General features: G+C 63.4%; 10 protein-coding genes. 7 read left to right on the top strand and 3 right to left on the bottom strand.

Going from position 1 to position 12081, the window contains the following annotated elements; all coding sequences use genetic code 11:
• The first annotated feature begins 94 nt into the window (after window positions 1-94).
• From EP379_RS11930 to EP379_RS11900, 7 genes are all read left to right on the top strand, one after another.
• A complete protein-coding gene (locus EP379_RS11930) occupies window positions 95-1210 on the top strand; it encodes a PQQ-dependent sugar dehydrogenase (protein WP_127478019.1) in 1116 nt (371 codons plus the stop codon).
• Window positions 1211-1271: 61 nt separating this feature from the next.
• Window positions 1272-2141: a flagellar protein MotY gene (locus tag EP379_RS11925; RefSeq protein WP_172600463.1), complete on the top strand. Its 870-nt coding sequence runs from the start codon at window positions 1272-1274 to the stop codon at window positions 2139-2141.
• Between the two features lie 123 nt (window positions 2142-2264).
• Complete coding sequence (locus EP379_RS11920) at window positions 2265-3479, top strand: argininosuccinate synthase (RefSeq protein ID WP_127478017.1); 1215 nt, start codon at window positions 2265-2267, stop codon at window positions 3477-3479.
• 75 nt (window positions 3480-3554) lie between these two features.
• Window positions 3555-5720 carry an EAL domain-containing protein gene (locus EP379_RS11915; RefSeq protein ID WP_172600462.1) on the top strand — a complete coding sequence of 722 codons (2166 nt, stop codon included), beginning with the start codon at window positions 3555-3557 and terminating at the stop codon, window positions 5718-5720.
• A gap of 41 nt (window positions 5721-5761) precedes the next feature.
• Complete coding sequence (locus tag EP379_RS11910) at window positions 5762-8818, top strand: PAS domain-containing protein (RefSeq protein ID WP_127478016.1); 3057 nt, start codon at window positions 5762-5764, stop codon at window positions 8816-8818.
• Window positions 8819-8889: 71 nt separating this feature from the next.
• Window positions 8890-9276, top strand: a complete 387-nt coding sequence (gene gloA / locus EP379_RS11905; RefSeq protein WP_127478015.1) for a lactoylglutathione lyase — start codon at window positions 8890-8892, stop codon at window positions 9274-9276.
• Window positions 9277-9498: 222 nt separating this feature from the next.
• Window positions 9499-9993: a hypothetical protein gene (locus EP379_RS11900; RefSeq protein WP_127478014.1), complete on the top strand. Its 495-nt coding sequence runs from the start codon at window positions 9499-9501 to the stop codon at window positions 9991-9993.
• Window positions 9994-10077: 84 nt separating this feature from the next.
• On the opposite strand, the gene EP379_RS11895 is transcribed toward EP379_RS11900, so the two are convergent.
• From EP379_RS11895 to EP379_RS11885, 3 genes are all read right to left on the bottom strand, one after another.
• Window positions 10078-10431, bottom strand: a complete 354-nt coding sequence (locus EP379_RS11895; protein WP_127478013.1) for an acyl-CoA thioesterase — start codon at window positions 10429-10431, stop codon at window positions 10078-10080.
• Between the two features lie 73 nt (window positions 10432-10504).
• Window positions 10505-11410, bottom strand: a complete 906-nt coding sequence (locus tag EP379_RS11890; protein WP_127478012.1) for a hypothetical protein — start codon at window positions 11408-11410, stop codon at window positions 10505-10507.
• A gap of 202 nt (window positions 11411-11612) precedes the next feature.
• Complete coding sequence (locus EP379_RS11885) at window positions 11613-12077, bottom strand: hypothetical protein (RefSeq protein ID WP_197722781.1); 465 nt, start codon at window positions 12075-12077, stop codon at window positions 11613-11615.
• Between the last annotated feature and the right edge of the window lie 4 nt (window positions 12078-12081).

The following is a 12081-nucleotide window of genomic DNA, read 5'->3' as shown; positions in this document are numbered from 1 at the left end:
TATTCCCCCACCTCGAAATCCTTTGCGGTCTTTGCGCTGAAGGCTTTTGACGTTCCAGCGTCTAAGCTTGGGTAAATCCGAGCGGAGACGCGCCATGCGTACATTAATCCTGTCTCTCCTGTTGTGGCTGGTATTGCCTGCCCAGGCGCAGCCGGTGTTCGAGTCGGCGCAGCAGCGCTTTCGCGTCGAGACCGTGGTGGACGGTCTGGAGCATCCGTGGTCGCTGGCCTTTCTGCCCGACGGCACGCTGCTGGTCAGCGAACGGCCGGGGCGGCTGCGGGTGGTGCGCGACGGCCGTCTGCTGCCGCAGGCGGTAAGCGGTCTGCCGCAGATCGCGGCACGGGGCCAGGGGGGCCTGCTCGATGTGGTGCCGCATCCGCAGTTCGCCAGCAATGACCTGATCTACTTTTCCTACGCCGCGGCGGGGGAGGGCGGCTACACCACCCGGGTCGCCCGCGGCCGTTTCGACGGCGGGCGCCTGGCCCTCGCTGATGTGCAGGTGCTGTTCGAGGCCCTGCCGCGCTCGCGCCGCACCCATCACTTCGGCTCGCGCCTGGTATTCGACCGAGCGGGTTTTCTCTACATCACAGTGGGCGATCGCGGCGACATGGACCGCGCCCAGCAGCTGGACGACCATGCCGGTTCGGTGCTGCGCCTGCACGACGACGGCCGCATCCCCGCCGACAATCCCTTCCTCGGCCGCAAGGACGTCCGTCCCGAGATCTACAGCTACGGTCACCGCAACCCGCAGGGCATGACCCTGCATCCGGATACCGGCGCAGTGTGGCTGCATGAGCACGGCGCGCGCGGCGGTGACGAGATCAACATCGTGCACCCGGGCCTGAACTATGGCTGGCCGGTGATCACCCACGGCGTCGACTACACCTACCTTCCCATCGGCATCGGCACCCACAAGGAGGGCATGGAGCAGCCGCTGTATCACTGGACGCCGTCCATCGCCCCCTCCGGGATGGCCTTCTACAGCGGCGATGCGTTCCCGCGCTGGCGCGGCAATCTGTTCGTCGGCGCCCTGGCCGGCGAGCATCTGGCGCGCCTCACCCTGGATGGCGAGAAGGTGGTGGCGGAGGAAAGACTGCTGACCACGCTGGGCCGACGCATCCGCGACGTGCGTCAGGGACCGGACGGCCGCCTCTGGCTGCTCACCGACCACGACTCCGGCCAGCTGCTGCGCCTGGAACCCGTGAAATAGGGGTCAAGTTTCTGTCTGCACCGCCGACAAAGCGGGTAAACCGGTAATGGCGGATATTCGCGTGACCTTATTTCTGCGGCAATGGTTGGTGTTGTGCGTCGGGCTGTGCCCGGCCGGCTCTGTGCTGGCCGGCGCGCAGTATTACGGCGCCGCCCTGCACGAGTCGCGCTGGGAGGTCAAATCCACCCGCATGGCATGCACCCTGAGCCATACCATCCCTCTCTACGGTACCGTGCGCTTCGAGGGACGCGCCGGTGGTGGGCTCGATTTCACGGTGCAGGTGCTGCGCCGTCCGGCGAAGGCCGGGGTGGCGCAGCTGGCCTCCCTGGCCCCGGCCTGGAAGCACGATACCCCTGCTCTGGCGCTCGGGCAGGTGTCGGTCGCCGACAGCGCCGAGCCCATCCGCTTCGACCGGCCGCTGGCATGGCGTCTGCTGGCCGAGCTGGAAAAGGGGATGTTTCCCACCTTCACCTACCCGGACTGGGCCGATGGCCGCGATGAGGTGACGGTGGCCGTCTCCGCGGTCAACGTGAAGCCCGCCCTCGGGGAGTTCCTCCGCTGCCTCGACGGGCTGCTGAGTTATGATTTCAGCGCGGTACAGAAGACGCTGGTCAACTTTGCCTTCGGCAGTGCCGCCCTGGGGCCGGAGGCGCGCCGCGTGCTCGACCGGGTGGCCGAGTATCTGCTGGCCGACCCGGCGGTCAGCGGGGTGCTGATCGAGGGGCACACGGACAATGTCGGTTTCCGCCGTTACAACGAGCGCCTCAGCCGCCAGCGCAGCGAGGTGGTGCGCGACTATCTGGTGAAAAAAGGGATCGCCCGCGAGAAATTCACCCTGCGCAGCCAGGGCGAGACCAAGCCGCTGGCCAGCAACCGCACCGAAAGCGGCCGCGCGGTCAACCGCCGTGTCATCGTTCTGCTGACCCGATAACCCCTTGAGCCGCTGGGTTGGCGCGCCATTTTTTGCCATGGCGGCGCGGCGTCTCGGTTATAATTGCTCCCCTTTGCGCCGCCGGGCGGCGGCGTACGGCACACATCTTTCGGGGAGTCTCTCATGTCCGGCATCAAGAAAGTGGTCCTGGCCTATTCCGGCGGCCTCGACACCTCCATCATTCTCAAGTGGCTGAAGGACAAGTACGGCTGCGAGGTGGTGACCTTCACCGCCGACATCGGCCAGGGCGAGGAGGTCGAACCGGCCCGCGCCAAGGCGAAGGCCATGGGCGTCAAGGAAATCTACATCGATGATCTGCGCGAGGCGTTCGCGCGCGACTTCGTGTTCCCCATGTTCCGCGCCAATACCCTGTACGAGGGCGAATACCTGCTCGGCACCTCCATCGCCCGCCCGCTCATCGCCAAGCGCCTCATCGAGATCGCCAACGAAACCGGCGCCGACGCCATCGCCCACGGCGCCACCGGCAAGGGCAACGACCAGGTGCGCTTCGAGCTGGGCGCCTATGCGCTGAAACCGGAGGTGAAGGTGATCGCGCCGTGGCGCGAATGGGACCTGACCTCGCGCGAAAAGCTGATGGCCTATGCCGAAGAGCACAACATCCCGGTGGACTTCGCCAAGAAGGGCAAGAAGTCGCCCTATTCCATGGACGCCAACCTGCTGCACATCTCCTACGAAGGCGGCGTGCTGGAGGATCCGTGGTGCGAGCCGGAAGAGGACATGTGGCGTTGGTCGGTCTCCCCCGAAAAGGCCCCGGATACCCCGACCTATGTGGAACTGACTTACAAGAAGGGCGATATCGTCGCCATCGACGGCCAGGCCATGACCCCGGCCCAGGTGATGGCGCACCTCAACAAGGTGGCCGGCGCCAACGGCATCGGCCGCGCCGACATCGTCGAGAACCGCTATGTCGGCATGAAGTCGCGCGGCGCCTACGAGACCCCGGCCGGCACCGTGATGCTCAAGGGCCACCGCGCCATCGAGTCGCTGACCCTGGACCGCGAAGTGGCGCATCTGAAGGATGAGCTGATGCCGCGGTACGCCTCGCTCATCTACAACGGTTACTGGTGGAGCCCGGAGCGCAAGATGCTGCAGACGATGATCGACGCCTCACAGGAGCACGTGAACGGCACGGTGCGCCTCAAGCTGTACAAGGGCAACGTCATCGTCGCCGGCCGCAAGTCGGAGAGCGATTCGCTGTTCGATGCCAACATCGCCACCTTTGAGGACGATGCCGGCGCCTACAACCAGAAGGATGCCGAGGGCTTCATCAAGCTGAATGCCCTGCGCATGCGTATCGCCGCCAAGCGCGGCCGTTGAACGGAATGATAACGAGCGGGTGGCCACGCAGCCGCCCGCCGCTCCGCAAGCTGCTGGAGGAGTCAGGTAGCAGCAATGACAGACATCGTATTCGAAGGCCTGCGCGTCCTGCTGCTGGGGTTGATCGTGGTCTGGCTGTGGCATGTCGGGCACCAGCAGGGGCTGGCGCAACAGCCGGGCTGGCGTGTCATATGGCTGGGCTTTGTGCTGATTTTTGCCGGCAGCCTGCTCGATGTCACCGATAATTTTCCCGCCTTGGATCGTCTTGTCCTCACCGGCGACACGCCGGTGGAGGCTTTTCTGGAAAAAGTCGTCGGTTACCTTGGCGGTACCGCTCTGCTGGCGTGGGGCTTTTGGCGCTGGATGCCGCGCATCGCGGCGCTGGCACAGATGCAACGCCAGTTGTGCGGCGACGATGATGGACAATGCAACGTGCCGGTGCGCGCCAGCGAATTGCAGATCATCAACGCCCGCCTCGAACAGGAGGTACGCCGGCGTAAGCAGGTGGAATGGCGGCTGCAGCAGGAGAAGGAGCGCCAACTGGTCACGCTGCAATCCATCGGAGATGGTGTCATCACTACCGACACCAACGGCATCATCGATTACATCAATCCGGTCGGCGAGCGGCTGACCGCCTGGGAAAACGGCAGCGCCATCGGCCGGCATTACCTCGAGGTGCTCAATCTGGTGGATGAGGCCACCGGCGAGGCGCTGGCCGATCTGGTGAGCCTGTGCCTGAGCCAGGACGGCGCCCAGGTGCATGCCGACGACGGCGTGCTGACCCATGAGGACGGCACCGAGTTCAATATCAATATCAGCGCGGCCCCGATGCGCGACAGCCACGGCCGTGTCATCGGTGCGGCATTGGTGCTGCACGATCTCACCGAGGTGATGGGCATCGCCCGACAGCTCGGTTACCAGGCCAGCCACGACATGCTGACCGGCCTGGTCAACCGGCGCGAGTTCGAGCGCCTGCTGGAGGGAGCCATCCGCAGTGCGCGCAGCGGTGAATGCCAGCATGCGATGTTCTATATCGACCTGGATCAGTTCAAGCTGGTCAACGACTGCTGTGGCCACCGTGCCGGCGATGAACTGCTGGTGCTGTTGTCCACCCTGCTGCAGCGTCATGTACGCGAGGCCGATACCGTGGCACGTCTGGGGGGGGACGAGTTCGGCGTGTTGCTGGAGGACTGTGACCTGGACAATGCCCTGCTCATTGCCGAAGAACTGCGCCAGGTAGTGCGTGAATTCCGTTTCGTCTGGCTGGGCAAGACCTTCGAGATCGGGGCCAGCATCGGTGTCGTTCCCATCGGCAGGAGTACCGGGCGTCTGGCCGAGGTACTGAGCGCCGCGGATACCGCCTGCTATGTCGCCAAGGACCTGGGGCGCAACCGCATTCATGTCTATACGCCGGATGACCGCGAGGTGGTGCACCATCACGGTGAAATGGCCTGGGTCCACCGCATTACCCAGGCCTTCGAGGATGATCGGCTGCGTCTCTATGCCCAGCCCATCGTGCCGCTGGCCAGCGAAGACGGTGTGCCCAGCCACTATGAAGTGTTGATGCGCATGATCGGCAGCGAGGGCGACCTGATCCCGCCGATGGCCTTCATCCCGGCCGCTGAACGCTACAATCTGATGCCGACCATCGACCGCTGGGTGGTGCGTACCACACTGGGACAGCTGCGCCAGGCGCAGGGGCCGCACGAGCGCCCGCCGATCCAGTGCACCATCAACCTCTCCGGCCAGTCGCTTGGCGATGATCATTTTCTGGATTTCGTCATCGAACAGTTCCATGAGGCTGATGTGGTGCCTGACAGCATCTGCTTTGAGATAACCGAGACGGCGGCGATTTCCAACCTCAGCCGCGCCATGCACTTCATCGATGTACTGCACGGCATGGGCTGCCGTTTCGCCCTGGATGACTTTGGCAGCGGCGTCAGCTCCTTTGCCTACCTCAAGAATCTGCGCGTCGATTACCTCAAGATCGATGGCAGTTTTGTCCGCGATATGCTGCGCGATACGGTGGATTTCGCTATGGTGGAGTCGATCAACCAAATCGGCCATGTCATGGGATTGCAGACCATCGCCGAATTCGCCGAGAGTGGTGCGATACTCGAAGCTTTACGTACGCTGCGGGTGGATTATGCTCAGGGCCATGCCCTTGGTACCCCGGTACCGCTGCATGACGTTCTGGCTCATGCGGTACAGCAGCGCACGTTGCAGGCGGCGGAGGCATGATGCGAGGCGGTTACCGCAACGACCAGTAAAAGGGACATAGCGTGCGACAGGATGTATCCAACGAAATGATGCCGCAGATGGAGCCACGCAACAACGCGCCTGCAGCCATCGTGCTGGCTGGCGGCGTGCTGGCTGGCCTGTTGCTCACCTGGCTGTTGCGCGATGCCGTGGTGCCGCTACGCCTGTACGGCTGGTTGACCGCTTTGTTGCTGGCCTATCTGGGTTGGGGCGCGGTGTTGCTGCTATGGCGCGACGAAGCGGCGGCGGCCCCCTGTGCCGTTGCCAGCGGTAGCGTGGCGCTGCTCTGGGGCAGTGTGGTGGTTTTTTTCGCTCCGCTGACCCCGGTGCAGCAGCCATTGCTGCTGCTGGTGCCGGCATTGGTGGCGGCGGCATCGTTGCTATCCCATAGCGGTCGCCGCTGGAGTGGTTCCCTCTTCGTCATCGTCGTGCTGTTGCCACTGGCGGTACGCTGCTTCCAGTTCGGTGATGAGGTACATCAGGCCCTCGGCCTGCTGGTTCTGCTGTATGCCGCCGTATTGCTGGCCTTGCTGCACCATCTGTACGATATCGTCGCCGTCGGGTGGGGCAATGCCACGCGCGTGGCGGCGCAGGCAGCGGAACTGGCACGCCAGCGCAGCAATTTCGTGCATGCGCGCCGTGTCGCCGAACTGGGGGAATGGGACTGGGATCTGGGGCGGGGCGAGATTCATTGCTCCGAGGCGGCCTGTGCACTGCTCGGCGTGAACCCCTGCGGCACGATCTCGCCACAGACTCTGTTGGCTGCGGTCCACTGGCAGGACCGTGCCCTCTTCCAGCATCATGCCGAGCAGGCCCTGCGCAACGGCGGATTGTTCAGCCGCGAGTTTCGTGTCGAGCATGCCGACGGTCGCGTCCGTGTGTTGCGCGATGCCGGCGAAGTGGTGCGCGACGCCGCCGGCCGTCCGGTGCGTTTGCTTGGTGTGATGACCGACATCACAGAGCGTGTGACTGCGGAGCAGAAGACGCGCAATGCCTGGCAGGAGCTCAACCGCATCCTCAATCACATGCAGGACACCTATTACCGGGCCGATCCGGTGGGGCGCATCAGTTCGGTTTCCCGTTCCATGGAGCAATTGCTCGGTTATACACCGGAGGAATGCATCGGCAAGCGCATCGCCGACCTGTATGCGGTGACGGGTTATGGCAAGACCTTCCTCGATGACCTGCATGCACGTGGTGGCGTGCTGCATAACTACGAGATCCACATGCAGCACCGCAATGGTCAGCGCGTGTGGGTCTCGCTCAATGCCCAGTTCATTCGTGACGAGCGCGGCCGTGTCGTAGGGCTGGAAGGAACCATCCGCGACATCAACGAGCTGAAGCAGGCACAGCAGGCGTTGCACCATGAGAAGGAACGGGCGCTGGTTACCCTGCAATCCATAGGCGACGGTGTGATTACTACCGATGAATTCGGTGTCGTCGACTATCTCAATCCCACGGCCGAGCGCCTGCTGCGACTCGCGGCCGGACAGGCGATCGGCAAGCATTACCGTGAGGTGGTGCGTCTGGTCGACGAGGCCACCGGTGAGTCGCTGGGAGATCTGGTACGCATGTGTCTGACTCTGGAGTCCGGTGCGGTGCATGCCGACGAAGGTGTACTGATCCAGGACGACGGCAGCCGCTATCATCTCAAGATCACCGCGGCACCGATGCGCGATCATTTCGGTCATGTGGTGGGTGCCGTGCTGGCCTTGCACGACATTACCGAAGTGATGGGAATGGCGCGCCAGCTCAGTTATCAGGCCAGTCACGACATGCTCACCGGGCTGTACAATCGCCGTGTATTCGAAAAACGCACCGAGGAAAAGTTACGCGAGGCGCAGGCCGGCGGCGGCAACAGCGTGCTGTTTTACATGGATCTCGACCAGTTCAAGGTGGTGAATGATACCTGTGGCCACCAGGCGGGCGATGAATTGCTGGGCCAGATTGCCCAGCTGATGCAGCAGCGTGTGCGCGAAACCGATGTGCTGGCACGTTTGGGGGGCGACGAGTTCGGCGTCCTGCTGGAGCATTGCCCGTTGGACAAGGCCTGTCTCATCGCCGAGGGCATACGCGCCGCAATACGCGACTACCGCTTTGCCTGGGACGACAAGAGCTTTGATATCGGCGTATCCATCGGCGTGGTGCCGATTGCCGCCGACAGCGGCACACTGGCCGACGTGCTGGCGGCGGCCGATGCGGCCTGTTACGTGGCCAAGGACCATGGCCGCAACCGCATTCACGTCTATCAGCCCGATGACCTCGCCGTTGCGCAGCGCCATGGCGAAATGGAATGGGTGCACCGCCTGTCCTCGGCCTTCGATAACGAACGCTTCGTGTTGTATGCCCAGCCGGTGGCGCATGTGGCCGGTGATCGCGTGGTGTCCCATTACGAAGTGCTGCTGCGTATGATCGACGAAACCGGCCGCGTGGTGCCTCCCGGTGCCTTCATCCCGGCGGCGGAGCGCTACAATCTGATGCCGACCATCGATCGCTGGGTATTGCGCGAAACATTTATGCAACTGCGCGCAGCCCAGGGGGAGCTGGCCTTCCCGCCGGTGGAGTGTGCGGTCAATCTCTCCGGCCAGTCGTTGTGCGACGAACACTTTCTCGAATACGTCATCGATCTGTTCGAGCGCACCGGCATTCCCTGCGAGAGCATCTGCTTCGAGGTGACGGAGACTGCGGCCATTGCGAATCTGACCCGGGCCACCCGCTTCATGAGCGTGCTGCGCGGCATGGGTTGCAGCTTTGCCCTGGACGACTTCGGTTCCGGTCTCAGCTCCTTCGGCTATCTCAAGACATTGCCGGTGGACTATCTCAAGATCGATGGCGGTTTCGTGCGCGATATGGTGCTCGACAAGGTGGATCGCGCCATGGTCGAGTCCATCAACCAGGTGGGGCATGTGCTCGGCCTGAAGACGATTGCCGAATTCGCCGAGAGCGAGGCGGTACTGATGGCGTTGGAGAAGGCCGGTATCGACTATGCCCAGGGCAGCGGCATCGCGCCGCCCAGTCCGTTCAGCGAGATATTGGCGGCCGAGGCCAGACAGTTGCAGCAGGACGTGGAGAACGCCTGAGCCCGGACGGTGGTGGCTGGAGACACGGCACGCTGCGCGATGATCCCGATAATCGCAGGAGGAGGACACCCATGCGCATACTGCACACCATGATTCGCGTCGGCGATCTGGAGCGTTCCATTCGCTTCTATACCGAGGTTCTCGGCATGAAGCTATTGCGGCGCAAGGACTATCCGGAGGGGAAGTTCACCCTCGCCTTTGTCGGCTACGGTGACGAGGCTGACAACAGCGTCATCGAGTTGACCTACAACTGGGGTGTGGACAGCTATGAGCTGGGCAGCGGTTTCGGCCATCTCGCCCTGGAAGTGGACGATGTCTATCGCGCAGCGGAGGAGATCCGTGCCCGTGGCGGCCGCATCCTGCGCGAGCCCGGTCCGATGAATGCCGGCACCACCCTGATTGCATTCGTGGCCGATCCGGACGGCTATCCCATCGAACTCATCGGTCGCAAGCAGTAACTCCTTGTCCCGCGGGCACGCGCAATTTAGGGAAGCTCTGAATAAGTTCAGAGCTTCCGCGGCACAGGGATGTGCCGCCATTTTTCAACGACGATAAGTCGTTGAAAAATGAAGCCAAGCGAAAATCACACTTTTCGCTTGGCGTGGTCTGAAAAGTCCAGGATGGACTTATTCAGACCTTCCTTAGAATTGATCTAAATTGCTACCGGACAGGAGACTCCGATGCGTAACATGCGCTCACTGGCGTTGTTGTGGCTGAGCATGCTGTGGTGTGGTGCGGCGCTGGCCGAACAGTACAAGGACTGGCGCAAGAGCGGCACCACGGCCGACAAGGTGGAGCAGATGATCAAGACGCTGCCCTCCACTTCCCACGTGATGGTCGAGGTGGGCGCGCGCTACCAGAACCTGTATTGGGCCGGCAAGCTGGGGCAGTGGGAGTTTGCCCAGTATCAGGTGGAAGAGATCGTCAAGTTGATCGAGATGTTGCAGATCAGCAGCCCCAAGCGCGCCGCCACCGCGCAGGTCTTTCTGGATCAGGGGATGGTGGAGTTCGACAAGGCCATCGCCAGCCAGGATTGGGAAACGTTTCTGCATGCCTTTCGTACCATGCGCGCCCAGTGCATGATTTGCCACCATGACAACGATCACGGCTTCATCGTTCCGCCGGAGCATCCTGTCACCGCGCCGAGCGTGGTTCTCAATCTGCCGCAGCGTTAAACGAAGGCACGAGGGACTAGAGGCGAGGTCCGAGCGCGTCATGCACGGAGTGGACCGTGCTCCGTTCCCCTCGTACCTGTCTTCTCAGGGAAGCGCGCGCTTGTTGCCGTGCTCGTCAAGACAGACAAAAGTGACCTGGGTGGAGAATACCAGTTCCTCGCCACCGGTTTCGATGTTGTCGGCATAGACGCTGACGGCGTAGCGCACCGAGGTATTGCCCTGATGGGCGCGCTGCACGTCGAAGCGCAGGATGGCTCCCTTGTCCACGCCCCTGCGGAACTCCACCTTGTCCATGCCGATGGTGACGAACTTGCAGCCCGGATAGTCGAGGCTGGCAGCGATCCAGGAATACTCGTCGGTCCACTTCAGCATGTTGCCGCCGAACAGATAGCCGTAATGGTTCAGGTGTTCGGGCAGGACCAGCTTGTATTGATTCATGGCAATGCTCCGGTCAGCCGCCGTGTGGCGATCATCAATCTATGCATCTTCAAGTCTCCCGCTCTTCACCCGTTCATTCCTCGTGGGGCGCGGACTTTTTCTGTGCTTCCATTCGCTGCAATTCCTCGGCCAACCGCTGTCGCGCCGCCCTGGCCTGCGTCAAGGCCTCGCGTGCCCGCCGCAAGGCCTCGCTTTCCCTGGGCGCCTCCTTGAAGCCGGTCAGCGGCTGACTGGCCTCTTCACGCGCGACTTCCTGTTCCAGTCGCGTGATGGCCTGATCCTGCCGGGTCAGTTGTTGCCGCGTTTCGGTGATCTGTCGGGCGAGGGTGGCGAGAAATTCTTTTGCCGCTGCGGCATCGGCGGGCATGGCCGGACGGCTGACCGGTTTCGGCTCGGGGACCGGTGGCACGGCCGGGGCTTGGGGCGCGCAGTCGCGCAGGTTCTGCCAGTCGCCGCCCGGCGGCCGCGACGGATCGGTTTCGGATTTTTGTGAGTCGGTCAGGATGCAGTCGAGCTGTTGGCGCGCACTGCCCGCTGCCGGTGCCTGCTTCAATACCAGACCACTGCCGCTGGCGGGAGTGACGCCCTTGAGTTCCTGTGACAGCGTCTGCTTGTCGTGGAAAAACTGCTGTTGCGCGGCCTGTTGTTCAGCCTTTTGCTGGGCCGCGAATTTTTTCTTGGCGGCCTCTGCGGCGGCGTTGGGGACCGGGCCCGAGGCGCCGCTCTGCCCCTGTGCAGGGGCAGAGCAGCCGGTGCATGTCATGTTCAAGGCGAGCGAGGGATCGCCGGATTGGGCGATGGCGTCGCGCCGTACCGCTTCGCACTCGGCCAGGCTGGAGAAGTTGCCGTGATATTTGGCGACATATTGTCCGGTGGCGCGGCTGAGTGCCTGGACCAGTCCATCGCTGTATTCGATCTGGCAGGCGGCGTGTGTGCCGATGGGGACAGCGAGGGCCGCGCCGAGCGTGATTGCGGGCAACCATTGCGCCGCACGGGCAGAGGTGCGCGGGGCTGCCCGGCACCGGATCGGACGCAAGGCATAAAGCGGGCGATAGCGCAGGGGCATGTGTCAGGCAGGGTCATGGGTGTATAGGGTTGCGCCAAGTATCCCCACCTTGTGCGCCGCACGTCAATGCAATACCGCTCGCCCGCGGCATGGTGCCGCGGGCGACCTGTCTGCCTCAGTGATGATGGTGGGCGTCGGTGCTGTCGTGGTTGTGCTCGGCGGCAATGGCCTTCACCTGGCGCGGCGCCAGCGGCGTGAAGCGGGCCTGCTCGGCGGGCTGGCCGGCGACGCTGATGCTGAGCACGACACGCATGGCGGCATCGAGGGTGAATTCACCCTGGCCGGTGAGGCGATTGTCGCCCGCCGGCGTGAGGACGATGGTGCTGCGGTTGCGGCCGACCAGCACGGTGGCGCTGCCGCTGGCGCCGGCGCTGGCCACCGGCTGATCGGCGTGGTCGGTGAGGTAGACGGTGAGCGTGCCTTGTTCCACCACCAGCTCGAAGTGGTGCATGCCGGCCATGCGCATCTGGCCGCCGTGCGGCGTGACGATGGTGTCGAGATATTCATCGCTGTGGGCAAAGGCCAGGCTGGCGCAGCTCAGTGCCGCGGCGGCGAGCAGGGTGTGCAGCAGTTTCATCATGTTT

It is taken from the genome of Sulfurivermis fontis, from assembly GCF_004001245.1.
GTDB lineage: Bacteria > Pseudomonadota > Gammaproteobacteria > Thiohalomonadales > Thiohalomonadaceae > Sulfurivermis > Sulfurivermis fontis.
The sequence above is the reverse complement of the archived record's forward strand: the minus strand, read 5'-3'. Positions and strand labels throughout refer to the sequence as shown.